At 29.7% G+C, this 26198-nt stretch carries 25 protein-coding genes; 23 read left to right on the top strand and 2 right to left on the bottom strand.

Features of this window, described 5'->3' with window-relative positions; translation table 11 throughout:
• The first annotated feature begins 349 nt into the window (after positions 1–349).
• From HPRAE_RS08165 to HPRAE_RS08105, 13 genes are all read left to right on the top strand, one after another.
• Entirely contained in the window at positions 350–598 is a 249-nt protein-coding gene (locus HPRAE_RS08165; protein ID WP_014553746.1) for a (2Fe-2S) ferredoxin domain-containing protein, read from the top strand.
• On the top strand, positions 591–2318 hold the full coding sequence (locus HPRAE_RS08160; protein ID WP_041607003.1) for a [Fe-Fe] hydrogenase large subunit C-terminal domain-containing protein: 1728 nt from the start codon (positions 591–593) through the stop codon (positions 2316–2318). Before HPRAE_RS08165 ends, HPRAE_RS08160 begins: the two co-directional genes overlap by 8 nt.
• A complete protein-coding gene (locus tag HPRAE_RS08155; protein ID WP_014553744.1) occupies positions 2318–3472 on the top strand; it encodes a SpoIIE family protein phosphatase in 1155 nt (384 codons plus the stop codon). Before HPRAE_RS08160 ends, HPRAE_RS08155 begins: the two co-directional genes overlap by 1 nt.
• Positions 3473–3491: 19 nt before the next feature.
• Positions 3492–3731, top strand: coding sequence for an NAD(P)H-dependent oxidoreductase subunit E (locus HPRAE_RS08150; RefSeq protein WP_014553743.1), 240 nt, complete (start codon positions 3492–3494; stop codon positions 3729–3731).
• Between the two features lie 12 nt (positions 3732–3743).
• Entirely contained in the window at positions 3744–5159 is a 1416-nt protein-coding gene (locus HPRAE_RS08145; RefSeq protein WP_014553742.1) for a monomeric [FeFe] hydrogenase, read from the top strand.
• A gap of 189 nt (positions 5160–5348) precedes the next feature.
• A complete protein-coding gene (locus HPRAE_RS08140; RefSeq protein WP_014553741.1) occupies positions 5349–5789 on the top strand; it encodes a GIY-YIG nuclease family protein in 441 nt (146 codons plus the stop codon).
• A 54-nt stretch (positions 5790–5843) separates the two neighbouring features.
• Positions 5844–7991 (top strand): DNA helicase PcrA, encoded by a 2148-nt coding sequence (pcrA, locus tag HPRAE_RS08135; RefSeq protein ID WP_014553740.1) that lies wholly within the window; start codon positions 5844–5846, stop codon positions 7989–7991.
• A 13-nt stretch (positions 7992–8004) separates the two neighbouring features.
• Positions 8005–10017: an NAD-dependent DNA ligase LigA gene (ligA, locus tag HPRAE_RS08130; RefSeq protein ID WP_014553739.1), complete on the top strand. Its 2013-nt coding sequence runs from the start codon at positions 8005–8007 to the stop codon at positions 10015–10017.
• Positions 10018–10035: 18 nt separating this feature from the next.
• The gene (gatC, locus tag HPRAE_RS08125; RefSeq protein WP_014553738.1) at positions 10036–10323 is read left to right on the top strand and encodes an Asp-tRNA(Asn)/Glu-tRNA(Gln) amidotransferase subunit GatC; all 288 of its coding nucleotides are present in this window, start codon (positions 10036–10038) and stop codon (positions 10321–10323) included.
• Positions 10324–10349: 26 nt separating this feature from the next.
• A complete protein-coding gene (gene gatA / locus HPRAE_RS08120; protein WP_014553737.1) occupies positions 10350–11792 on the top strand; it encodes an Asp-tRNA(Asn)/Glu-tRNA(Gln) amidotransferase subunit GatA in 1443 nt (480 codons plus the stop codon).
• A gap of 21 nt (positions 11793–11813) precedes the next feature.
• Complete coding sequence (gatB, locus tag HPRAE_RS08115; RefSeq protein WP_014553736.1) at positions 11814–13259, top strand: Asp-tRNA(Asn)/Glu-tRNA(Gln) amidotransferase subunit GatB; 1446 nt, start codon at positions 11814–11816, stop codon at positions 13257–13259.
• 84 nt (positions 13260–13343) lie between these two features.
• A complete protein-coding gene (locus tag HPRAE_RS08110) occupies positions 13344–13967 on the top strand; it encodes an NUDIX hydrolase (RefSeq protein WP_245528263.1) in 624 nt (207 codons plus the stop codon).
• Between the two features lie 76 nt (positions 13968–14043).
• A complete protein-coding gene (locus tag HPRAE_RS08105; RefSeq protein WP_014553734.1) occupies positions 14044–14373 on the top strand; it encodes an ArsR/SmtB family transcription factor in 330 nt (109 codons plus the stop codon).
• Positions 14374–14408: 35 nt separating this feature from the next.
• Here HPRAE_RS08105 and HPRAE_RS08100 read toward each other — a convergent pair whose 3' ends face one another.
• Positions 14409–15776 carry an MATE family efflux transporter gene (locus tag HPRAE_RS08100; RefSeq protein WP_014553733.1) on the bottom strand — a complete coding sequence of 456 codons (1368 nt, stop codon included), beginning with the start codon at positions 15774–15776 and terminating at the stop codon, positions 14409–14411.
• Positions 15777–16035: 259 nt separating this feature from the next.
• Between HPRAE_RS08100 and rlmD the strand changes: the two genes are divergently transcribed.
• The 5 genes from rlmD (at position 16036) to HPRAE_RS08075 (ending at position 19087) form a co-directional block, all read left to right on the top strand.
• Positions 16036–17391, top strand: coding sequence for a 23S rRNA (uracil(1939)-C(5))-methyltransferase RlmD (rlmD, locus tag HPRAE_RS08095; protein WP_014553732.1), 1356 nt, complete (start codon positions 16036–16038; stop codon positions 17389–17391).
• A 178-nt stretch (positions 17392–17569) separates the two neighbouring features.
• The gene (locus HPRAE_RS08090) at positions 17570–17842 is read left to right on the top strand and encodes a hypothetical protein (protein ID WP_014553731.1); all 273 of its coding nucleotides are present in this window, start codon (positions 17570–17572) and stop codon (positions 17840–17842) included.
• 40 nt (positions 17843–17882) lie between these two features.
• Positions 17883–18098 carry an FmdB family zinc ribbon protein gene (locus tag HPRAE_RS08085; protein ID WP_014553730.1) on the top strand — a complete coding sequence of 72 codons (216 nt, stop codon included), beginning with the start codon at positions 17883–17885 and terminating at the stop codon, positions 18096–18098.
• Positions 18099–18191: 93 nt separating this feature from the next.
• A complete protein-coding gene (locus tag HPRAE_RS08080; protein WP_014553729.1) occupies positions 18192–18686 on the top strand; it encodes a metallophosphoesterase family protein in 495 nt (164 codons plus the stop codon).
• Positions 18686–19087, top strand: a complete 402-nt coding sequence (locus tag HPRAE_RS08075; RefSeq protein WP_014553728.1) for a YlbF/YmcA family competence regulator — start codon at positions 18686–18688, stop codon at positions 19085–19087. The genes HPRAE_RS08080 and HPRAE_RS08075 overlap by 1 nt, the downstream gene beginning before the upstream one ends.
• Positions 19088–19154: 67 nt before the next feature.
• Here the strand turns inward: HPRAE_RS08075 and HPRAE_RS08070 are convergent, their stop codons facing one another.
• Positions 19155–19376, bottom strand: coding sequence for a NifU family protein (locus HPRAE_RS08070; RefSeq protein WP_014553727.1), 222 nt, complete (start codon positions 19374–19376; stop codon positions 19155–19157).
• An 85-nt stretch (positions 19377–19461) separates the two neighbouring features.
• Between HPRAE_RS08070 and HPRAE_RS08065 the strand changes: the two genes are divergently transcribed.
• From HPRAE_RS08065 to pyk, 5 genes are all read left to right on the top strand, one after another.
• Positions 19462–22818 (top strand): DNA polymerase III subunit alpha, encoded by a 3357-nt coding sequence (locus HPRAE_RS08065; protein ID WP_014553726.1) that lies wholly within the window; start codon positions 19462–19464, stop codon positions 22816–22818.
• A gap of 111 nt (positions 22819–22929) precedes the next feature.
• On the top strand, positions 22930–23151 hold the full coding sequence (mtrB, locus tag HPRAE_RS08060) for a trp RNA-binding attenuation protein MtrB (RefSeq protein WP_014553725.1): 222 nt from the start codon (positions 22930–22932) through the stop codon (positions 23149–23151).
• Positions 23152–23201: 50 nt separating this feature from the next.
• A complete protein-coding gene (locus HPRAE_RS11195) occupies positions 23202–23375 on the top strand; it encodes a hypothetical protein (RefSeq protein ID WP_014553724.1) in 174 nt (57 codons plus the stop codon).
• A gap of 14 nt (positions 23376–23389) precedes the next feature.
• Complete coding sequence (gene pfkA, locus HPRAE_RS08055) at positions 23390–24388, top strand: 6-phosphofructokinase (protein ID WP_014553723.1); 999 nt, start codon at positions 23390–23392, stop codon at positions 24386–24388.
• Between the two features lie 21 nt (positions 24389–24409).
• Complete coding sequence (gene pyk, locus HPRAE_RS08050) at positions 24410–26164, top strand: pyruvate kinase (RefSeq protein WP_014553722.1); 1755 nt, start codon at positions 24410–24412, stop codon at positions 26162–26164.
• The last annotated feature ends 34 nt before the right edge of the window (positions 26165–26198 follow it).

The raw sequence follows: 26198 nt of genomic DNA, 5'->3' as shown, positions 1-26198 counted from the left end.
TTAAGCTTAGTAGAGTTAATATTATTTAAAAAGTTATTATAATGTGAAATAAAGAACTTTAATCCTTGAAATAAATAAGGACTCATGTTATTCTATAGGTGTTAGTTAAGTATTTTAAAAAATAATTATATTTTTTATTGGTTATTGTTATATTATTCACATATTTAATTTTTTAAGCTTTAAAATCTCAAATAAAAAGAGATTTTTAATAAATTTGCCCAAATGCTAAAATATACTCTATGCAAAAGGTGCTCTCCCCAGAGCATCTTTTTGTGATTTTTATATTTATCCAAAATTTACTTATTAATTTAATTTTTAATATAAATCTCAAATAAAGGAGGCTAAAATTATGGGAGAAATAATAATTTGTGTTGGTAGTAGTTGTCATTTAAAGGGTTCTGAAAAAGTGATAGAAATTTTTAAAGAAGAAATAAAAAAACACAATTTAGATCAAGTTGAAATTTCTGGTAGTTTTTGCCAAGGTAATTGTACTGAGGGAGTTAATATCGAAATAAATGGTCAAAAAATAGAGGCAGTTAATGAGGAGAATGCTCAGGAAATATTTAAAAAGCATTTACTGTCTGAAAAAAATGAATGAAACTTTAATTGTTAAACCTGCTAGTTGTAAAGATTGTCATAAATGTTTAAGAGAATGTCCAGTAGCAGCAATTGGTTTTAAAGATAATCAGGCTTTTATTATTGAAGAAAAATGTATTTATTGTGGTAATTGTATTAAAACTTGTCCCCAAGGTGCAAAAAGTGCTTTATTTGAAGAAAAAAAATTAGAGGCCTTTTTAGAATCAGATAGTTATTTAATAGCATCAATTGCTCCTTCTTTTGTAGCTGCTTTTCCTGAATTTGAACCTGGACAAATAATTAAAGCATTAAAATTAATTGGTTTTGATTATGTTGCTGAGACTGCAGAAGCTGCAACTCGGGTTGTACAAGAATTTAAAAGAGAAAGAAGAAAAATGGACAACACTTTAATTACATCTTGCTGTCCTGCGGTAGTTAATTTAATTGAAAAACATTATCCAGAATTAATTCCACAATTAGCTTCAGTTTTATCACCAATGATGTTACAGACTGCAGAACTAAAAAATCAATATAAAAAAGCGAGAATAGTTTTTATTGGGCCTTGTTTAGCTAAAATTGAAGAATCTAAAAATGAAAAAAGAAGAGATTATAAACCAGATATTGTAATTACTTTTGAACATTTAAGATTATTTTTAGAAAAGAAAAAAATAAAAATTTCAAAATTAGAAAAGCAGAAAGTTGATTTACCAGCTACAATGTTAACTGCTGATTATGCTCTTTCTGGAGGAGCAGTTAAAGCAGCTGATTTATTAAAAGCAGATCCAGGCTGTGGCAATAAAGCTCTACATTTAAGTGGTTTAGATAATATAATAAATTTTTTAGAAGATCTAAAAAAAGATAAAGAAAAAATAAAAGTAGAGTTAGTAGAACTTCTTGCCTGTTCGGGTGGCTGTATTAATGGCCCTGCTATTAATAATGATTTGAGTATTCCCCTTAAAGAATTAGAAGTACATAATTATTTATTAACTAATAAGAAAAATAAAATTAAAAGCTTTAAACCGAGAAATAGAGAAATTAATTTATTTCGGCAACATAAAAACAAGCAAATGATTTTACCTGAAGTTCCCGAAACAGAGATTAGAAAAATTTTGGCTTCAATTGCTAAAGAAAATAAAGAAGATGAAAAAGATTGTGGTGGTTGTGGTTATTCCAGCTGCCGTGAAAAAGCAAAAGCTGTTTATTATGGTTTTGCAGAAAAGAAAATGTGTATTCCATATATGAAAGCAAGAGCAGAATCTTTATCACAAATTATAGTCGAATCTTCTCATAATGCAATAATAGTAGTTAATAATGAAATGGAAATCCAAAAATTTAATCCCGTTGCTAGAGAATTGTTTGCTCGAAAAAGTAGAGAATTAGAAGGAATGAAATTAGATAAATTTATTAGCAGTAAATATTTCCAAAAAGCTTGGGATTTGAACCAAAGAATTATTCATCAAAAGTGTTCTTATAAGAATAAAGCTATTGTGGTTGACCAAACTATTTTTGCACTGAGAGAGCATAAAGTAATTGTTGGTATTTTAACTGATATTAGTGATCAAGAAAAGCAAAGACGAAAAATGAAAAAAATGAAAGAAGTGGCAGTAGAGAAGACAAATACGGTTGTTAATAAACAAATGCAGATAGTACAAGAAATTGCTGGTCTTTTAGGAGAAACAACTGTTGAAACTAAAACAGCTTTAACTGAACTCTCAGATCTTTTACAAGCAGGTGAAGATTAATGGAATTAGTTTTTGAAGAATTTTATCGTTCAATTCCTAAATATGGAGAAGAAGTTTGTGGTGATAATGTAGAAATAATAAAAAAAGAAAATAAAACGATTATAGTGCTTTCTGATGGTTTAGGCAGTGGAATTAAAGCTAATATTTTATCTACTCTAACATCTAAAATAGCTTCTGGTTTATTAGATAAGGAACTACCCTTAAAAGAAATATTATCAACTATTTTAGCAACCTTACCAGTTTGTGAAGTAAGGGGAATTGCTTATGCTACTCTAGCATTTTTAATTATTGACCAAGACCAGCAGCTGAGACTAATAGAAATTGACACTCCAGCTGCCTTTTTGTTTAGAAATAATAAAGTAATTAAATTAGATTATAATGAATTTGAATTAGAAGGTAAAAAAATAAGAGAATCCAATTTTAAATTTCAAAGACAAGATCAACTATTTTTAGTTAGTGATGGAGTTACTCATGCTGGGATTGGAGCTTTATTAAATTTTGGTTTAGGTTGGGATGGAGTGGCCAAAGAGATTCAAAGAACAGTTAATAAAAATAAAAATGATTTAAAATATAGTATTAATAAATTGGTTAAAATTTTTAATGCTTTTTATAATAATCAGGCTGGTGATGATTTTACAATTATTGGAATGAAATATAGAAAAAAGAGAAAGCTAAGTATTTGGAGTGGTCCTCCCTTAAAAAAAGAAGATGATCAGATTTTGGCTAAAAAAATTTCTCAAGCTGAAGGTAAAAAAATAATTAGTGGTGGAACAACAGCTCAAATAGCTGCTAGAGAATTAAATAAAGAATTAAAACCAGGTCTTAAGTATTATGATAAAAATATACCTCCTACTAGTAAAATGGATGGTTTTGACCTTTTAACTGAAGGTTTATTAACTTTAAATAAAGTTTTATCTTTATTAAAAAAATATAAGCCCGGCCAGATTCCTGTTGAAGGAAAAGATGGAGCTTCTCGTTTTACTAGATTATTATTAGAAAGTGATAGTGTTAAATTTTTTGTCGGAAGAGCAGTTAATGAATCACACCAAAGTTTAAATTTACCAATCAATTTAGGGATTAGAAGTCAAATTATAAGTCAAATTTCTGAACAACTTCGCCGCATAAAAAAAGAAGTTAAAATTGAATGGTTTTAGGCTAAAGGAGGTGGAATAAATGGCTGACAATATTTTGAAAATTTGTATTGGTACTCCCTGTCATTTAATGGGGGCAGCAGATTTATTAGAAGCAGTAGAAGAATTAGATTTGGACTTAAAAAATCAAATTGAAATTAAAACAACCCACTGTATTGATAACTGTTGTGACAAAGCACCTGTAATTAAGTTTAATGGAAAAATATATCAAGATTTAAATCCTGAAAAACTATATAAGATTATAAGGAAAAATATAAGATAGGAGCTGTTAAAAATGGGTCAAAATACTATTTCTGAGGTTGTTAAATTAAAAAGAAGACTATATGTTGAGTTATTAAAACTTGTGAGGTCTGGTGAACTAGTAAAAAAAATAGCTAGTTTATCCCAAAAAATGATAACTAAAGAATCTACTCGCTATCGTTGTTGTGAGTTTAAAGAAAGAGCTATCTTAGATGAGAGAATTAAAGCAGTTTTAGGTTTTAATATTGCTGAGAATAAGGAAAAAAGTTTAGAAGACTTAGCAGCTTTATTACCTCATAAAAATGAGAGTGATAAGATAGTTCAAGTAATTGAAACAGCTTGTGATAGTTGCCCAATTGACAAATATATAGTGACAGATGCCTGTAGAAATTGTGTTGCTCATAAGTGTGTTAATGCTTGTCCAGTTGATGCTATAGTAATCATTCAGAACAAAGCTTATATTGATCAACATAAATGTATTGAATGTGGAAAATGTGCTAAAACATGTTCTTATAATGCTATTTTGGAAAATCAAAGGCCATGTAGTAGAGCTTGTGAATTAGAAGCTATTAGCTCTAATGCAGATCGTCAAGCTAAAATTGATCGAGAAAAATGTGTTAGTTGTGGTAGCTGTATTAATGCTTGTCCTTTTGGAGCAATAACTGAAATTAGTGATTTAGTTCAAGTTGCAATTGAAATTTGTGATGGTAAAAGTAATTTAGCAGCTCTTTTGGCACCTGCTTTTGTAGGACAATTTGGTTATCAGCAGAGTGCAGCTAAAGTTAAATATGCTCTAAAAAAAATTGGTTTTTCTCAAGTTAGAGAAGTTGCAGCTGGAGCAGAAGAAACTGCTTATTTAGAAGCTGAAGAGTTAAAAGAAAAAATAGAGCTTAATCAAACTTTATTATCTTCTTGCTGTCCTGCTTTTAAAAAAATGGTAGAAAAAGAATTTAAAGAGCTCAGTAATTTGATTTCTGAAACTGAATCACCAATGGCTTTGACAGCTAGAGCAGTTAAAAGTGAGAGCAAAAATACTAAAACAGTATTTATTGGTCCCTGTACTGCCAAAAAAGAAGAAGCACTTAAAAATAAAGAGGTTGATTATGTTATAACTTTTACAGAATTAGTTGCCTTATTTACTGCTTATAATATTAATTTAGCTGAATTGGAAGCTGAAGAAGCTTTAACAGATGCTGGAAAATTAGGGAGACAATTTGCTTTTGCTGGTGGTTTAGAAAATTCTTTAAGCAAATTAATAGCAGTAGATTATAAAAGTAAACAGGTTGATGGATTAGCCAAATTAAAAAAGGAACTTTATTTAATTAAAGCAAGTAAAAATGATTATAATTTTTTAGAGGGAATGGCTTGTACCGGTGGTTGTATTGGTGGTCCTTCAACAATGATTAATCAAAAGGCAGCCAAAAAATTTGTGCAAAATTTTGCTAAATAGATTATTTTAGTTGCTAAAGTTAAGTATTTATAATAAAATTAACTTAAAGCTTGTAAATATCTTAGTAAAAATTGATAAAAGTTAATAAATGTATTATAATTAAGGTGCCGGATTACCGGCATTTTTTCTATTAAAAAGTAATAAAGCTTTATTTTGAATTAAAATATAATATATAATGGAGTGTTAAAAGTGAAAAATTATCCAGCAGGTGGAGTTTATATTTTAAAAATAAAGTTAGAAGAAGAAAAAGAAATTAAAATTGGGGCTCTTGGTCTCCAAACTTTTACTCCCGGATATTATTTCTATACAGGTACAGCTCAAACAAATTTTGAAGCAAGAATAAAACGCCATTATAGTCAATCTAAAAATTTTCATTGGCATATAGATTATCTTTTAGCTCAAACAAATTTAGAAAAAGATTTTAGTTTTAAGTTAACTGCTGCTGGTGAATGTTTTTTGGCTCAAATTTTAATTAAAGCTGGTGGTTTGACACCTATCAATGGCTTTGGTGCTAGTGATTGCAAATGTGATAGCCATCTTATTTATTTTTCTTTGGCTCAAGGAGAAAAAGTTATAGAAAATTTAATTAAGAATAGAAATTTAACTAAAGAATTTCAAACTGTAAATTAATCAAACTATTTTGAATCTTTAATACTATGTTAAATAATAGAAGGAAGTGATTGAATGGAAGATAGTCAAATCCTGAAAGATCTTAATCCAGCTCAAGCAAAAGCAGTTAAACATCATCAAGGTCCAGAATTGGTGCTTGCTGGTGCAGGTAGTGGTAAAACAAGAGTTTTAACAAGGCGAATTGGTTATTTAATTAATCATTATCAAGTTTCAGCTTATAATATTTTGGCTGTAACATTTACAAATAAAGCTGCAAATGAAATGAAAGAACGTGTTAAAAATATCATAGGTGTTACAAATACTAATCTCTGGGTTAGCACTTTTCATTCTTTTTGTGTTCGTATTTTACGTAGAGAAGCAGAAAAATTAGGCTATAATAAAAATTTTGTTATTTTTGACAGCCTTGATCAGCGGAAACTGGTTAAAGAAATTTTAAAGTCTAAAAATCTTGATCCTAAAAAAACTAAAGCTAGATCAGTTTTAAATAAAATTTCTAATGCAAAAAATGAGTTAAAAACTCCTCAACAAATGACTAAACTTGCAGCAAGTTTTTTTGAGAAAACTGCAGCTGAAATTTATGCAGAATACCAAAAACGACTAAAAGAAAATAATGCTATGGATTTTGATGATTTAATTCAACAGACTGTAAGACTCTTTGAAGAATTTCCACTGGTCTTAGAGCACTATCAAGAGCGTTTTAAATATATTTTAGTAGATGAGTATCAAGATGTTAATCATGCTCAATATCAATTAGTAAATTTATTAGCTAAACTTTATCGTAATCTTTGTGTGGTAGGAGATCCTGATCAGGGGATTTATGGTTTTCGGGGAGCTGACATTCGTAACATTTTAAATTTTGAAGATGATTATCCAGATGCTAAAACTATTCGTTTAGAACAAAATTATCGTTCTAAAGCTAATATATTAAAAGCAGCTCAAGCTGTAATTAAGAATAATTCTTCACGTAAAGAGAAAGAGCTTTGGACTGACCAAGGTGAAGGAGCTAAAATTGAATTATATGAAGCTAAAGATGAAAAAGAAGAAGCTGATTTTGTTTGTCGAACTGCTAAAAAATTAACTAAATCAGAGCCTTTAACCTATGATGATCTGGCAATCTTATATAGAACTAATTCTCAATCGCGTGCTTTTGAAGATATGTTAATGAAATATAAAATTCCTTATCAGATAGTGGGTGGAGTTCGTTTTTATGAGAGAATGGAAATCAAAGATATTATGGCTTATCTGCGATTGATTTATAATCCGGCTGATGATATTAGTTTTTTGAGAGTGATTAATCGACCTAAGCGAGGGATTGGAGCTGGTACTTTAGCAAAAGTTCAAAAGTTTGCTGAAGCTAATAATTTAGATTTATATGAGGCAGCTTTAAAATCTAAAGAGAATCCTAATTTAAGTGGGACATATGCCAAAAGAGTTCTTCATTTTACTCAAATAATTGAAGATTTAAGAGCAGAGCAAGATCAAATAGCTTTAGCTAGGTTAACAGAAAAACTCTTAGATAAAAGTGGTTATCGTCATAATTTAGAAGCAGAAAAAACAGCTAAAGCCGAAAGTCGTTTAGAAAATATAGAAGAATTATTTTCTGTTATAAATGAATATATGAAAAATAGTGAAAATAATAGTTTAGCTGGATTTTTAGAAGAAGTTACTTTAATGTCTGATATTGATTCTATGGATAAGAATCAAAGTGTTTTAACTTTGATGACTATTCATTCTGCTAAAGGATTAGAATTCCCAGTGGTTTTTTTAGTTGGAATGGAGGAAGGAATTTTCCCCCACTCTAATTCAATGTTTGAACAACAGGGAATGGAAGAAGAAAGAAGGCTTTGTTATGTCGGTATGACTCGAGCTGAATCAAGGCTATTTTTAAGTAGAGCTCAAGTTAGGTTAAGATTTGGAGAAAGAAAAATGAATCCACCTTCTCAATTCATATCTGAGATACCAGTTAAATTATTAGCTGGTCAGCCCGATATTCGCTCAGAGCTTGCTGCAGAAGAAGAATTAATTGAATCTAATAATTCTGCTACCAGTTATGCTATTGGACAAAAAATTGTACATCCTCGCTGGGGAATTGGAGTAGTCCTTTCTATTCGTGGAGAAGAAAATCCAGAATTGAAAATTGCTTTTGAAGAAGGAAAAACTAGAAACTTATTAGCTGAATATGCTCCGATACAGAAAGTATAGGTGGGTGGAAAATATGATAAATTTAAATAAAGAAAAAGCTTCAAAGAAAATAACAGCTTTAAAAGAAAAAATTAGAAAACATGAATATAAATATTTTGTGCTTGATGATCCTTCAATTTCTGATGCAGAATTTGATCAATTAATGCAAGAATTGATTAAATTAGAGTCTGAATTTCCAGATTTGATTACAGAAGATTCTCCAACTCAAAGGGTTGGAGGAGCAGTTTTAGATGAATTTAAAAAAGTAAAACATTCTACAAAAATGCTGAGTTTAGATAATGCTTTTAATAAAGAGGATTTAATAGAATTTGATCAAAGGGTACAGAAAAATTTAAAAGGCGAAGATTATCAATATGTGGTAGAACATAAAATTGATGGTCTTTCAGCAGTGATGCGTTATAATAATGGTACTTTTGAACTAGGAGCTACTCGAGGTAATGGTGAAGTTGGAGAAGATATTAGTAATAATATGAAAACAATTCGTTCACTTCCTTTAAAAATTGAAGAAAAGGCAGAAATGCAATTAAGAGGGGAAATATACTTAGCTAAAAGTGAATTTAAGCGTTTAAATAAGCAAAGACTAGAAAATGATGAATCTCCTTTTGCAAATCCTCGTAATGCAGCTGCTGGTTCAGTTAGGCAATTAGATAGTAAAATTGCAGCTGAGCGGAGTCTCTCGATTTTAATTTATGATCTTATTTCACATTCTAAACGTGAGTTTAAAACTCATCTTGAAGTTTTTGCTTATCTTAAAAAACAAGGTTTTAAAATAAATTGGTATCAGGCAGCTTCTAATATAGAGTCTGTAATAGAAATTTGTCAAGACTGGCATCAAAAAAGAGAAAAGCTAGATTTTGAAATTGATGGTTTAGTAATTAAAATTAATGATTTAGCTTTAAGAAAAAAATTAGGTAATACAGCTAGATCACCTCGTTGGGCCATTGCTTATAAATTTCCTGCTCAACAAAAAACAACAAAAATTAAAGATATAGAAATTTCTTTGGGTAGAACAGGTGCCTTAACCCCTACAGCCATTTTAGATCCAGTAGAACTTGCAGGTTCAACAGTCAGTAGGGCTACTCTCCATAATGAAGATGAAATTAAAAGAAAGGATATTAAAATTGGAGATATTGTATTAGTCCAAAAAGCAGGTGATGTAATTCCAGAAGTAGTTAAGGTAATTACTGAAAAACGTGATGGATCTGAAAAAGAATTTGAAATGCCGAAAAATTGTCCAGTTTGTGGAGGAGAAGTAATTAGACCTGAAGGAGAAGCAGTGAGTAGATGTACAAATATTAGTTGTCCTGCTCAAAGAAAAGAGAGTATACTCCATTTTGTTTCTAGAAATGCAATGAATATCGATGGAGTAGGACCAGCCTTAATTGAACAGCTCTTAGCTAATAACTTAATTGAAGATTATGCTGATCTATATTTTTTAAAACAATCACATCTTAAAGATTTAGAACGAATGGGAGAAAAGTCCTCAGAAAATGTGATCAAGGCCATTGAAGCTAGTAAAAAGAGAGAGTTTTTTAGGGTGCTTTATGCTTTGGGAATTAGACATGTAGGAATTGGAGCAGCTAGGATCTTAGCTGAAAATTTTAATTCTATTGATGAACTTAAATCTGCTAAAATAGATGACTTAAAAAATATTTCTGAAATTGGTCCTGTAATTGCAGATAGTATTGTTAATTTCTTTCAAGAAAGACATAATATAGATCTTTTAAGCCGCCTTAAACAAGCTGGTATTAGACTTAAAAATAAGGCTAGTCAAGAAAATGAAAACTTTTTAGATCAGTTAAAATTTGTTTTTACAGGTTCTTTAAATGACTTTACTAGATCTGAAATTAAAGATTTAGTGGAAAATGCTGGTGGAAGAGCTGTTTCTTCAGTTAGCTCTAAAACTGATTATCTTGTAATTGGTGATAATCCAGGTTCTAAATATGATAAAGCTCAGAGCCTAGGTATTGAAATTTTAAATGAAAGTGAATTTAAGGAAATGATTAAAAAGAAAAGATCATCTTAAAGTGAGGAGGAAATTTAAATGATTAATCAAAAAGAAGTAGAACATGCAGCAAAGTTGGCAAAATTAAATCTTGATCAAGATAAAATAGAAAAATATACAAAACAAATTGGGGCAGTTTTAGATTATGTAGACAAATTAAGTGAATTAGATACTAAAGATGTTATTCCAACAGCATATACTGTACCAATGAAAAATGTTTTAAGAGAAGATAAAGTTGAAGAATCTCTTTCAATTGAAAAATCAATAGCAAATGCCCCTGATAAAAAAGAGGGACAATTTAGAGCACCTAAAATTATGTCAGAGTAAGTTTGACAAGGAGGTAAGAGAATAAAATGAATATTTACGATTTAACTATTCACGAATTAAAAGCTAAATTAAATAAAGGAGAAATAACTCCAACTGAAATAAAAGATTCTTATTTAAAAAGAATTAATCAGGTAGAAGATCAAGTTCAGTCTTATATAACAGTGACTGAAGAATTAGCAAATAAACAATTAAAAGAATATGAGAATAAAAAAGATGCTTTATTAGCTGGAATTCCAATTGCAGTTAAAGATAATATGTCAACAGAAGGAGTTAAAACAACTTGTGCTTCTAAAATGTTGGAAAACTATGAGCCACCTTATAATGCAACAGTAGTAGAAAAACTAAATCAAGCAGGGGCTTTAACTATGGGAAAAACAAATATGGATGAGTTTGCAATGGGATCTACAACTGAAAACTCAGCGTTTTTTGTTAGCCGTAACCCTTGGAACTTAGACCATGCTCCTGGAGGTTCAAGTGGTGGATCAGCTGCAGCAGTAGCAGCAGGAGAATGTGCAGCCGCTTTAGGTTCAGATACTGGAGGTTCAATTAGACAACCAGCTTCTTATTGTGGTGTTGTTGGCTTAAAACCTACTTATGGTATGGTTTCTCGTTACGGATTAGTTGCTTTTGCATCTTCCTTGGATCAGATTGGCCCAATTACTAAAGATGTGGAAGACAGTGCAATTATGATGAATGTGATTTCAGGTTATGATCCTAAAGATTCAACTTCTATTGCAGATAAAAAAGAAGATTATACTAAATATCTAAAGCAGGATGTTAGTGGAATGAAAATTGGAATCCCTGCTGAATATTTTGAGTTGAAAATTGATCCAGAAGTTAAGGCGAGTGTTTTATCAGCAATTGAAAAATTAAAAGAAGCAGGAGCTGAAGTAGAAAAAGTACATATGACAGATGCGTCTTATGCTCTCGCTGCTTACTATGTTATAGCACCTGCTGAAGCTAGTTCTAATTTAGCTCGCTATGACGGAGTACGTTATGGACTTCGTAGTGAAAAAGCAGATGATATAAATCAAATGTTTACTAATACTAGACTTGAGGGGTTTGGAGATGAGGTAAAAAGAAGAATAGTTATTGGAACTTATGCTTTAAGTTCAGGTTATTATGATGCTTACTATCTTAAAGCTCAAAAAGTTAGGACTTTAATTAAAGACGATTTTGATAGGATATTTAAAGAATTTGATTTAATTGTAACCCCAACTGCACCTTCAACAGCTCTTAACTTAGAGTCAGAGAAAGATCCTTTAGAAATGTATCATACTGATATCTTTACTGTACCAGTTAATATTGCTGGAGTTCCAGCAATGTCTATTCCGTGTGGTTTTAATGATAATCAGATGCCAATTGGACTACAGTTAATTGGTCCTCATTTTGGAGAAGGCAAGATTATTCAAGCAGCTTATACTTTAGAAAAATTATTGAATATAAAAGATAAAAGAGCAGAATTATAAATTATTGAGAGAGGTGAAAAAATGTCCACTAAATATGAAACAGTAATTGGACTTGAAGTCCATGTACAATTAGATACAAAGTCTAAAATATTCTGTGGTTGTAGTACAGAATTTGGAAAAGATCCAAATGAAAATACATGTCCAGTTTGCCTTGGTTTGCCAGGTACTTTGCCAGTTTTAAATAAAAAAGTAGTTGATTATGCTATTATGGCAGGTTTAGCTTTAAATTGTGATATTGCTGAATACTCTAAATTTGACCGTAAAAATTATTTTTATCCTGATTTACCTAAAGCTTATCAAATTTCACAATTTGATTTACCAGTGGCTGAAGCTGGAGAGATTGAAATTGAAACTGAAAATGGAATTTTTCAGATTGGAGTCACTAGAGTCCATCTAGAAGAAGATGCTGGTAAATTGATTCATGAAGGTAGTATTGATAAATCTAAAGGTAGTTTAATAGATTATAACAGGACAGGTGTACCTTTGATTGAAATTGTTAGTGAGCCAGATATGAGAACACCTGCTCAAGCTAAAGCTTATTTAACTGAATTAAAAATGATTATGGAATATCTTGATATTTCAGATTGCAATATGGAAGAAGGATCATTACGTTGTGATGCAAATATTTCTTTAAGGCCCGTTGGTCAAAAAGAATTTGGGACTAAAGCTGAGCTAAAAAATATGAACTCCTTTAGTGCTGTTGAAAAAGGTTTAGAATATGAAATTAAAAGACAGCATGAGATTTTAGAAGCAGGTGAAAAAGTAGTTCAAGAAACAAGAACTTGGGATGAATCTTTAAACAAAACAATTTCAATGCGGGGTAAAGAAGAAGCTCATGATTATCGTTATTTCCCTGAACCCGATTTAGTGCCTTTAGAAATTAATGAAGCCTGGAAAGAAGAAATGCGCAAAAAGATTCCTGAGTTGCCAAGAGAAAAATATAAGCGTTTTATTTCAGAATTGGGTTTACCTAAATATGATGCAGGAGTTTTAACAGGTGAGAAAGAGATGGCAGTTTTCTTTGAAGAAGTACTTAAGGATTATGATGATCCCAAAAATTTAAGTAATTGGATGATGGGAGAATTTTTAAAATTATTAAATGAAAATAATCATAGTCCTTTTGAGTCAGGAGTTAGTCCAATTAATTTAGCTAAAATGCTAAAGCTAATTGATCAAGAAGTTATAAGTGGTAAAATTGCAAAAGAAGTTTTTGAGAAAATGTATAATAATGGTTCGGATCCAGAAAAAATTGTAGAAGCTGAAGGTTTAAAGCAAATTAGTGATGAAGATGAATTAGAAAATATAGTTAGTGGAATTATTGCTGAAAATCCAGAGGCAGTTGAAGATGTTAAAAATGGTAAAGATAGGGCAATTGGATTTTTAGTTGGTCAGGTAATGAAAGAAACTAGAGGAAAAGCTAATCCTGGTTTAGTTAATCAAATGCTAAGAGATAAATTAATGAACTAAGAATTAATTAAACTGGCTTTTAGGAATTGACTTCTAAAAGTCAGTTTCTTTAAATTTAAAAAATTGACTATAGTATTTTTAAGGGTGATTTATTTGAAAATTAAAAATATAAAAAATAAAATTAAAAATAGGATCCCTGGGCCAACAAGAATTCAACATTATTTTTCTGTTTTAATTCCTATTATTGAAATCAAGGGAAAATTGAATTTGATTTATGAAATTAGATCTAAAAATCTAAATACTCAACCAGGAGAAATATCTTTTCCAGGTGGAAGAGTTGAAAGAGGAGAAGACTTTTCACAGGCTGCAATTAGAGAATGCAGTGAAGAACTTTTAATTCCAGAATCTAAGATAGAACTTTTAGGAGAAAGTGATTATTTAATAACACCTTTTAATTTTGTTATCTATGCTTTTGTTGCTAAAGTTAAACTTAACTCTTTAGTAGAGCTTAAAGTTAATAATTCTGAGGTTGAAGATATTTTTACTGTCCCACTTGATTTTTTAGTTAATTATCAAGTGGAAAGATATCAGACAATTTTAAAAAGTGAATTTGATCATAATTTTCCTTATAATATCTTACCTGCAGGAGAAAATTATAATCCACGGCAAGGTAGTTATGATATTTATATTTATCGTTATCAAGGAAAAGTTATTTGGGGAATTACAGCTGAGTTAACTAAAGCCTTTATTGATATTTTGCAGAATTGAAATTCCTAAAATTCTTGACTTTTTAAGCTCTATATCGTATTATTTAGATAAACTTTTAGAAGTGGAGGTTAATTAGATGTCATTTTTTACAAATCAAAACTCAAGCAAGATTTTAGAAGAAAATTTTAATAAATTAAAAGAAGAAGCAAATTTATTAAAGGCTATAGCTCATCCAATTCGCCTGGCAATAGTAAAAGGTTTAATGAGAGAAGAAGGTTGTAATGTTACGGAAATGCAGAGTTGTTTAAATATTCCTCAATCAACTTTATCGCAACATTTAGCTAAATTGAGAGAAAGTGGTATTTTAAATAGTAAGCAAAATGGTTTAGAAAGAAATTATTATGTTATTAATCAAGAAACTAAAAAAATAATTAAGACTTTAAGTCAATTAACTTTAACTAAATAAATATAAATTTTAAGGAGCCTCAGGGCTCCTTATTTTTAAATAATAGATTTTTCCATTTCTTTATAAATATCTTTAAATTTAAGTTTAAGCCAAATACTGGCAGGAATTATATTTGCTACTTCTGAGATTGGAAAAGCTAACCATAAATATTCTAAACCAAAATAATTTCCAAGTAAGAACATAACAGGCAGTAGTACAATTATTTGTCTCAAAAAGGAAAAGACTAGACTTGGAAATCCATTTCCTAAAGCCTGAAAAGTTGTTGAAATAATAATTGCTGGACCTACAATAGGAAAAGAAATACTTATTTTTTTTAAGGCATTAGTTCCAATTCTAATTAGTTCTGGGTCATTATTAAACATTTTAATTAATAATTCAGGTACTGTCTGAAAAATAACAAAGCCAGTAGTTGTAAAAATTATTCCAACCAAAAGTGCTGATTTAAAAGTAGTTTTCATTCGTTTTAAATTATTATGTCCATAATTATAACCCATTATTGGCATATACCCCTGATTTAAACCAAAAACAGGCATAAAAACAAAAGATTGTAATCTGAAATAAATACCTGCAGCAGCTATTGCTGTACTACCAAAACCAGCTAAAATAATATTCATACCTCCAAGCATAAAGCTTGATAGAAACTGCATGACCATTGCTGGAAATCCAACTAAATAAATATCTTTAATGATTTGGAAATCAAAAGCAAAATCTTTTAAAGAAATTTGTAATTCATTTTTTTTACTAAAAAGTAAAATATAAATTAAAAAACTTCCACTTATTATTCGTGCTGCAACAGTTGCAATAGCTGCTCCAGCTACCCCCATTTCTGGGAAAATCCAAAGACCATAAATTAAAAAAGGATCTAAAACAATATTCAAAATAGATCCAATTAACATTGCAATCATTGGTGTAAAAGTATTACCTTCACCTCTCAAAATATTATTACTTATCATTGGGAAAAACATGGCAGTTGAGCCAATTAAAATAATTTTGATATATTCACTTCCCATATCAATTAGGGTTTGATTACTAGTAAATAATTCTAGAATTTGGTTAGAAAATAAAAAACCTAAAATAGCTACTATTATTCCATAAAAAATAGAGAGCATAATACTATGTTCAGCTGCATTAACAGCATCTTCTTTTTTGTTTTCACCTAATCGTCTTGAAATTAAAGAACTAGCTCCTACACCTGTACCAACTCCAATTCCAATTAAAATAATTTGGATTGGAAAAGCTAAAGAAAGAGCTGATAAAGCATCTGTGCTAATCCTACCAACATAAATGCTATCTACTACATTGTATAAAGCCTGAATTGCCATAGCGATAATCGAGGGAATGGAAAGCCTCATTAAAAGTGGGATTATCGGTTCTGTACCTAGTTTTTTCGAATTACTATTCATTTTTTAGTACCTCCGTTTAGTTTGAAAAATATAATTAAGTTATTTTTAGTTACTTAAAAAAATTTAATTTAAAGTATTACTTAAGTTAACTATTAAAATTTATTTATAAATTATAAATAACTCATTTAATCATTCTAACATAGAAAATTTAAGCTGTAAAGTTTATAAGCAATAAACTTTGCTTGATAAAAAGTAGCTTTTTATGATAAACTCTATAAAGAAGAAAAAAGTGAATTATAATTAATGAGGAGTGCCAATTTTGAAAAAAGGTGAAATTAAAACTTTAGAAATCAAAGATTTAGCTCATGGAGGAGATGGAGTAGCTAAAACCAAATCAGGTATGGCGATTTTTATTGCTCGGACTCTGCCAGGTGATTTAGTTAAAGCTAAGCTAACTAAGATTAAAAAAGATTATGCTTTTGCTGAGTTAATAGAAATTATAGAAGCTGGCCCAGGAAGAATTAAGGCCCCTTGTCCTGTCTATAATAAATGTGGAGGTTGCCAGCTTCAACATATAGATTATCAAAAAGAGCTAGAATTTAAGCAAAATAATATTAAACAGTTATTTAAGCGAATTGCAGGAATTGAAAATTTTGAGTTAAAAGATGTTTTAGCAGCAGATGATGATTTTCGCTACCGAAATAAAGCCCAATTTCCTTTAAAATTAAATGAAGAAGAACAAATAACTGCTGGTTTTTATCAAAGAAAAAGTCATGATATTGTTCCAAATCATAATTGTTTAATTCAACATCCACTAATTAATAGGATTTTAAAATTAACTTTAGAGGAATTAAATAAATTTCAGTTGAGTGTTTATAATGAAGACACTCTCCAGGGACTTTTAAGACATTTAGTGATTAGAGTTGGAACTTGTACAAATCAAGCTTTATTAGTTTTAGTTACTAATGGAGATGATTTTATTGATAAAAATTTAATAGCTAGAACTTTGATGCGTAAAATTCCAGAACTTAAAGGTGTAGTTCAAAATATAAATAATGAAAATACAAATGTTATTTTCGGAAAAAGAGATATACTTTTAGCAGGTCAAGCTAAAATTACTGAATATATTGGAGCCAAAGCCTATTTTATTTCTGCCAGGTCATTTTTTCAGGTCAATACTCTGCAAGCTAAAAAATTATATGATACTGCTGCAAAATATTTAGATTCAAAACAAGAGGCTGAAGTTATAGATGCTTTTTCTGGTACAGGTAGTATCGGTATTTATTTATCTGATAAAGCAAAAAAAATATATGGGATTGAATCTTTAAAAGCTGCTGTTGAGGATGCTCAGAAAAATGCTGAATTAAATCAAATTAATAATATAGAATTTAAATTGGGCATGGTTGCAGCTAAATTACCAGTTTTATTAAAAGAAAACAAAATTGAGACTATTATTTTTGATCCACCTCGTAAAGGTTTAAATCAAAAAACTATTGAATTGTTATTAGAAAATGAATTGAAAAAAATAATTTATATTTCATGTAATCCAGCTACTCAAGCTAGAGATCTTAAAAAATTAAAAAAGAAATATCAATTAGTAGAGATTCAACCAGTTGATCTTTTTCCTCAGACTTATCATATAGAATCTGTAGCTTTATTGAAATTAAAAGTTTAAGCTTGATCTTTTTGATCTTATTTAAAAAGCTTTAAAAATTATAATGGCAATTTTGTTTGGAGTTTAAGCCTTATTATGTAATTTAATAACTTGCTAAAACAGTTTGTTTTATGGTATATTAATATAAAGTTTGATTTTTAATTTAAAATTTAAGTGCTCCATAATTGGGGGTTAAAGTATGAATTTATTTTTACTAATTATATTTTTAATAGTTGGAATTTCTGGCTTAATTTATAATGTTGATTCTGGGGTTTTTATTGGTCTAGGATTAATTCCATGGCAAATTTTAAAAATTAAAATTAAGAGAAAATTTGTTTTGACAGCTATAATTATTTCTTCAATAATAGGTTTAAGTTATTTTATTTATAATGCTAAATGGTTAATTGCTGCTTTATTTGTGTTTATTCAACTCTATAATTATTGGGGTTATTTAAATATTGTTAATGAATAAATTTTAAATTTAAAACTAGATATGAAGGAGGAATAAAAAAATGCCGACATATTTATATGAATGTGAAAAATGTGGGAGATTTGAAGAATTTCAAAATATGAGTGAAGAACCTTTAAATGAATGTCCTGAGTGTAAATCAGAGGTTAAAAGAATAATTGGATCTCCAGGTATTATATTTAAAGGATCTAATTTTTATGTAAATCAAGAACAAAAGTCTGCAGCTAAATCTAAATCAAAAAACGAAAAAATTTCTTAAGCAAAAAGTTATAGCTAGAAATTTGAAAATTATAAATAAAACCGGCCCTAGGGCCGGTTTTATTTATCTTAAATTATTGGAGGCCTAAATAAAATGAAAATAGGTGTTATTTCTGATACTCATTTAGCAGTAGCAGCTAATGATTTTCCGACAGCATTAATTGAACAATTAAAAAAAGTTGATTTAATAATTCATGCTGGAGATCACTGTGAAGAAAAATATTTAAATAAATTAAAATTAATTAATGAAGTTAAAACAGTTGCTGGAAATAGTGATAGTTATTATTTGCGGCAAAAATTAAAAGAAAAATTAACTTTTAAAGCTGCAGGCCAAAAGATATCAATTATTCATGGCCATCAATTTAGAGGTAGCAATATTTTACAAGGCTTAAATTATACTTTTAATGATAGTGATATTATAATTTTTGGTCATACACATTGTCCTTTTAATAAACGGTTTAGTGATAAATTATTTTTTAATCCAGGCTCACCAACAGATAAAAGGCTGGAAAAAAATTATTCATTTGGTATAATAGAAATTGGAGAAACTATAAAAGCTGAAATTAAAATTCTAAAGGAGGAGTCTTGATGTCAGTAGAAGCAATTGCAAGAAGGTTGAAAAAGAAGCTTAAAAATTCTCAAGAATATCAAAATTATCTAGAATTAAGAGAAAAAATAATGGAAAAAGAAGGTTCCAAAAAAATGCTTTTGGACTATCAAAATTTAATGATGAAAATGCAGACTAAAAGAATGTCTGGAGAAGAATTAACAGAAGCAGATAAAGATAAATTACAAAATTTACAGAATTTTATTGAAATCAATAATAATGTTAAAAAATATTTAGAAGCAGAATATGCTTTAAGTCAAATGATTAATAAGATCCAAAAAATTATCTTTTCAGATATTAAAGTTGGGATTTCAGAATCAGAATTAAAGCATAAACAGAAGCAAGAAAATGATTCGGAGTCTGAAGTTAAAAGTGAATCATAATCACTTTTTAATTAAAAAAGCATCCCAAATGGGATGCTTTTAAAATCTATTTTATTTAAAATTTAAATTAAACAGATTGTACTTCTTTGACACCTTCAACATTTTGTTTTAAGGTTTTTTCAATTCCGTTTTTTATAGTTAAGGTTGACATTGGACAACCACTACAAGCTCCTAAAAGTTTCACTTTTACTATTCCAGCTTCTGTTACTTCAATTAATTCAACATCACCACCATCAGCTTGTAGACTTGGTCTTATTTTATCAATATATTTTTGTACTTCTTCTTTCATTATTGCACCTCCTAAATTAACATTTGACTATATTATACAAAAAAACTCAAGATTTTACAAGCATAAATTTAAAGGAATGATTTAAATGTCTAATTTTGTGCACCTTCATAATCATACAGCTTTTAGCTTATTAGATGGAGCAACTAGAATTGATTCTTTAATAGAAAAAACAAAAAAATATGAAATGCCAGCAGCTGCAATTACTGATCACGGTGTACTCTATGGCATGATAGATTTTTATAGGAAGGCTAAAAAAGAAGGGATTAAGCCAATTATTGGAGCTGAACTTTATTTGGCTTCTGGGAGTAGATTTGAAAAAAATAGAAAAAGATATCATTTACTTTTACTTGCTCAAAATAAACAAGGCTACTATAATTTGATTCAGTTGGTTTCTAAGGCTTGGCTAGAAGGATTTTATTATAAACCACGTGTAGATAAAGAACTTTTGGCTAAATATAGTGATGGCCTTATTTGTTTATCCGCCTGTCTCCAGGGAGAGATACCACAATTATTAATTAAAGGTCAATATGATTTAGCCCAAAAAGCAGCAGCTGACTATAGGGCTATTTTTGGTAAGAATAACTTTTTTTTAGAGTTACAAGATCATAATTTGCAAAAAGAAAAAGAAGTTGCTCAAGGTTTATTAAAATTAAGCCAGGCTGAAAATATTCCCACTGTTATTACAAATGATAGTCATTATTTAAATCAAGAAGATGCTGAATTACAAGATATTTTATTAGCTTTACAAACAGGGACAACTTTAGCTGATGAAAATAGAATGACTTTTACTGGCCAAGAATTTTATTATAAAAGTCCAAAAGAGATGAAAAAACTATTTCCTGAACTTAATTCTGCTTATCAAAATACTGTTAAAATTGCAGATAGAGTTGAACTTAATTTAGATTTCAATCATTTTTATTTACCTAAATATCCAGATTTAGGTAAAGAGAAATCTGCAGAAGAACTTTTGCAAAAATTGTGTTTTGAAGGACTTAAAGCAAAAGAAATGGATTCAGACGCTAAAGCTAGAAAGAGATTGAAATATGAATTGAATATTATTTTTGAGATGGGATATGCTGCATATTTTTTAATTGTTTATGATTTTGTAAAATATGCTGAAGATAATGGAATTATGGTTGGCCCAGGTCGGGGTTCAGCTGCTGGTAGCCTTGTAGCTTATCTTTTGAAAATAACCAAAGTTAACCCTTTAAAATATGGTTTGATTTTTGAACGTTTTTTAAATCCTGAAAGGGTAACAATGCCTGATATTGATATAGACTTTGATGAAAATCGGGATCAGATTATTGAATATGTAAAAAAAAGATATGGTAAAGAAAGAGTAGCTCAAATAGGAACTTTTGGAACAATGGCAGCTCGAGCAGCCATTAGAGATGTAGGAAGAGTTCTTGCTCTGCCATACAAAAAGGTGGATCAAGTTGCAAAACTTATTTCTTCTCGCAAAGGAATAAAAGCCTCATTAAAAAGTCAAGAAAAATTACAACAGCTTTATCAAAGAGATTCTCAAATTAAAGAATTAATTGATTATGCTAGAGGAGTAGAAGGCCTGCCACGACATATCTCAACACATGCAGCTGGAGTTATAATTGGAGCAGAGCCCTTAGCTCAAATTGTACCTTTACAAAAGCAGGATCAAAGTGTAATTACTCAACTGCCAATGGGAGATTTAGAAGCTCTCGGTCTTTTGAAAATGGATTTTTTAGGTTTAAGAAATTTAACTGTAATTAAAAATTGCCTGCAATTGATAGAAAAACATAAAGGAAAAAAAATTGATATTGATAATATTCCACTAACTGATAAAGATGTATATGACTTTTTAAGTACAGGTAAAACTGCTGGAGTTTTTCAAATGGAATCTTATTTATTTCAATCTTTAAATAAAAAAATGAAACCAGAAAAATTTAATGACTTAATTGCTATGTTAGCCTTAGGGAGACCAGGACCTTTAGGGAGTAATATTGTTGATGATTTTATTGCTATCAGACATGGAAAAAAAGAAGCAGAATATTTACATCCAAAGTTAAAACCTATTTTAGAAGAAACATTTGGTATGATTTTATATCAAGAACAGGTAATGGAAATAGCAAGTAGTCTGGCTGGCTATAGTATGGGCGAAGCTGATCTTTTACGTCGAGGGATGGGCAAAAAGAAATTGAAATTAGTTGCTGCAGAAAGAGAAAAATTTGTTAAAGGAGCAGTAGCCAGAGGGATTCAAGAAAATATTGCTCAAAAAATATTTGATCAAATGGAATATTTTGCAGGTTATGGTTTTAATAAATCTCATTCTACAGCATATGCTTTTTTAGCTTATCAAACTGCTTATTTAAAATATCATTATCCAGCTGAGTTTATGGCTGCTTTATTTTCGTCAGTAATGGGTAATCAAGATAAAATTGCTGATTATATTAATTCATTAGCAGAAATTGGACTTAAAATTATTCCACCAGATATTAATAGAAGTGATCATAATTTTACTGCAGCAAATGATAATGAAATTTTATATGGGCTTAAAGCAATTAAAAATGTTGGTTCTGCTGCAATTGAAGCTGTGATAAAAGCAAGAAAATCAGAAAAGTTTAAATCACTTGTTGATTTTTTAAAAAGAGTTGATATTTCCCAAATTAATATTCAGAGTTTAGAGGCATTTGTTAAAGCTGGTGCTTTTGATGAAATTGCAGTTAATAGGGCTTCACTGCTTTTAAATTACGAAGAACTTTATAATAAGTATAATAATTTAGCTAAAAATAGAGCTCAAGGTCAGCAATCTTTTGCTGAATTATTTGAAGATCAAAATAAGTTTATGCAAACTGATCTAAAATATCAAAAAGTAGATGAGTTAAAAACAGAAACTATTTTAGAACAAGAAAAAGAGTTTTTAGGCATTTATATTTCTGCTCATCCACTTGATCAATATCAAGCCAAATTGGATAAAATTAATTTTTATTCAATCAATAAAGCTCTAACAGTTGATTCTGGCAAAAAAGTTTTAACTGCTGCTTATTTAAGTAATTACAAAGAACATATAACTAAACGTAAAAACAAAATGGCTTTTTTAACTGTTAGTGATCATCAGGATAAAATGGAAGTAATAGTTTTTTCAGATTTATTTAAAAAATTAAATTTTGATTTAGCTGAAACAAAAGGGCTTTTAATTTATGGAGAAAAAGATCAAAAAAAATTAATTGCTAAAAAAATAATCTCTTTAAATCAAAATATTTTAATTATTAATATTTCTAATTTTAAGCAAAAAAGAATTATTAAATTAAAAAAATATTTATTAAAAAAAGAAGGTGAAATTCCTGTTCTGTTGAAAAGAAATAATAAGTTAATAATAACTCCCGCTAAATATAATATTAATTTTTCTCAAAAAACAAAAACAGAATTAGCTAGAGCCTTAAAAAAAGAAGAATACAATTTTATTTAATTACTATTTTTGCAATTATAATTACTTTAAAAGTAAAAATTCAAAGCTCACTTTTTCTTGACAACAGTTTTTAGCTTATTATATCATTAAGAGGATAAAGGAGGAAAAAGCATGGATGTTAATGCTGATTATATTTTGATTAAAGCTTTAGAAGATGGGGTAACGATTATTGGTTTAACAAGAGGAAAAGATACCAAATTTAATCATACAGAAAAGCTAGATAAGGGTGAGGTTTTAGTTGCCCAATTTACAGAAAATGTTTCGGCAATGAAAATTAGAGGTCAGGCAGAATTAAGAACTAAACACGGTAAAGTTGAATCTGAAGCCAAATAAAATTTTTTCAGGCTAAAATTCAGTCTATTCTAATTTGAAAGGGGCTCAAAATGTGGCAAGTTGTCTATATTGCTTCTAATAAAAAAGAAGCTGATAGCATTTTGAAAATAATGGAAAGTCAAGGATTTATGCTTCAGATTAAGGCAGAAGCTGGAGAATATCAAATTAAAGTACCAGCCCTTGAAGCTGAAGCCGCTTATTCCTGTTTAAATAAAATTTTTTAATTGGAGGAATTAAAATGAAAAAAATTGCAGTGCTTACAAGTGGTGGAGATGCTCCAGGTATGAACCCTGCTATTAGATCTGTCGTTAGGACAGCTATTTATCATGGTCTAGAAGTAGTTGGTATTCGACATGGTTATAAGGGATTAATTGAAAAAGATTTTTTTCCAATGAAAAGAGGTTCAGTAGCAGATATTGTTCAGCGGGGAGGAACAATTTTACTTTCAGCCCGTTGTGAAGAATTTAAAACAGAGGCAGGGAGAAAAAAAGCTTATGCAAATATGCAAGAAGAAGGTATAGATGGTTTAGTTGTAATCGGTGGAGATGGTTCTTTAAGAGGGGTGCAAAAGATAAATGCAGAAAGTGACATTAAAGCAGTTGGTATCCCAGGAACTATTGATAATGACTTAGCTTGTACTGATTATACAATTGGTGTTGATACAGCAATGAATACAATTGTAGAAGCAATTAATAAAATTAGAGATACAGCCACTTCACATGAAAGAACTTTTGTTATTGAGTGTATGGGAAGAGATTCTGGTTATTTAGCACTAATGACTGGCTTAGCTGGTGGAGCTGAATATATTTTAGTACCAGAAATAGATTTTACACCACAGCAAGTTTGTGATAAAATTACACAAGGGTTTAAAAGAGGTAAATTACACAGTTTAATTTTAATTGCAGAAGGTGTTAAAGCTCCATTTGCTGATCTCACAGAATACCATGGTAGTCCTGGTATGGCAATGGGAGATTTAATTAGAGAAAAAACTGGTATGGAAACTCGAGTAACTATTTTAGGCCACTTGCAGCGAGGTGGTAGCCCTACAGCTACAGATAGAATTGTTGCTAGCAGAATGGCTGCTAAAGCAGTTGAGATTTTGTTAGATGGTCAAAGGGATAAAATGATTAATTATTTAAATAATTCTATTGGAGTTTGTGAAATAGAAAATGCAATTAAAAAAACCGAAACAATTAATATGGATATTTATAATTTAGCGAATATTTTATCTATGTAAAAAAAACATTGGGAGGTTAATATGAGAAAAACTAAAATTGTATGTACTTTAGGACCTGCAACAAATGATAAAGAAATAATTAAGAAAGTAGTAGAAGCGGGAATGAATGTTGCTCGAATGAATTTCTCTCATGGTAATCATCAAGAACACAAGCAGAGAATTGATTTAGTTAAAGAAGTTGAAAAAGAAACAGGTCAGGCACTTGGTATTATGCTTGATACTAAAGGGCCGGAGATTAGAACTGGAGAAATGAAAGGTGATAAGATTGAATTAGAGACAGATTCAAAACTTATTATTTCTCAAACAGATGTTGAAGGTACAAAAGAAAAAATATCTGTTTCTTATAAAGGCTTAGCTCAAGATATGGAAATTGGAAATAAAATTTTAATAGATGATGGTTTAATTGAACTAGAAGTTGTAGAAATTAAGGCAGATAATTTAATTACAAAAGTAATTAATGGTGGTGAACTAGGATCTCGTAAGGGAGTAAATTTACCAGGAGTTAAAGTTAACTTACCTGCTTTAACTGAAAAAGATATTTCAGATATTAGATTTGGTGTTGAACAGGGGATTCATTTTATTGCTGCTTCTTTTGTTCGTAAAGCTGATGATGTTATTGAAATTCGTAAAATATTAGAAGAAAGTGGTAATGAAGATATCTTTATTATTGCTAAAATAGAAAATCAAGAAGGAGTAGAAAATCTTGCTAGTATTTTAGAAGTAGCAGATGGAATTATGGTTGCTCGCGGAGACTTGGGAGTAGAAATTCCAGCTGAAAAAGTACCTATTGTTCAGAAAAAAATGATTAGAATGTGTAACGAAGCATCTAAACCAGTTATTACTGCTACTCAAATGTTAGATTCAATGATTAGAAATCCTCGTCCAACAAGAGCTGAAGCTTCTGATGTAGCTAATGCAATTTTTGATGGAACTGATGCTACTATGTTATCTGGAGAATCAGCAGCTGGAAAATATCCAGTAGAATCTGTAGAAACTATGGCTCAAATTGCAAATGAAGTAGAAAATTCTGAAGGTTATAAAGAAAAATTTGCAGGTAATTATGAATTTAAAGCAGAATCAGTTACAGCTGCAATTTCACTTGCAACTTGTCAAACTGCAGAAGAACTTGGAGCAGAAGCAATAATAACTTCTACTGGCTCTGGTTTGACTGCCCGCACAGTGTCTAAATTTAGACCCCAAACTCCAATAATTGCTGTAACACCTAATCAAAGAGTTTTACATCAATTAACAATGACCTGGGGAGTATCTACTTTACTTGCAGCTAGAAGTAATACAACTGATGAAATGATGGAAAATGCTATTTCAACAGCTTTAGACTATAATCTTGTTGAAGAAGGAGATTTAGTTACAATTACAGCTGGAACCCCAGTTGGTATTTCTGGTACTACTAATTTAATTAAAGTAGATGTGGTTGGAAAACCAATTGCTGAAGGTCAGGGAATTGGTAAAGGTATTGTAATTGGAAAAGCTAAATTTGTCAAAGATGCAGCAGAAGCTGAAGAAATTATTGAAAAAGGAGATATTATAATTACTTCTATGACTGATCGAGACTTTATTCCTGCAATGAAAAAGGCAGCTGCAGTTGTTACTTTTGGTGGGGGCTTAACTTCCCATCCTGCAATAGTTGGACTTAACATTGGAATTCCAGTGGTAGTTAATACCGGTGATATCAGTGATAATTTTGAAAATGGAGAGATTATTACTGTTGATGGAGTTAGAGGTTTAGTTTATAGAGGTCATGCAAACTTAAAATAATAAAAATGGATATAATTAGAGGGGGCTAATTTTC

Source organism: Halanaerobium praevalens DSM 2228 (genome assembly GCF_000165465.1).
Lineage (GTDB): Bacteria > Bacillota > Halanaerobiia > Halanaerobiales > Halanaerobiaceae > Halanaerobium > Halanaerobium praevalens.
The sequence above is the reverse complement of the archived record's forward strand: the minus strand, read 5'-3'. Positions and strand labels throughout refer to the sequence as shown.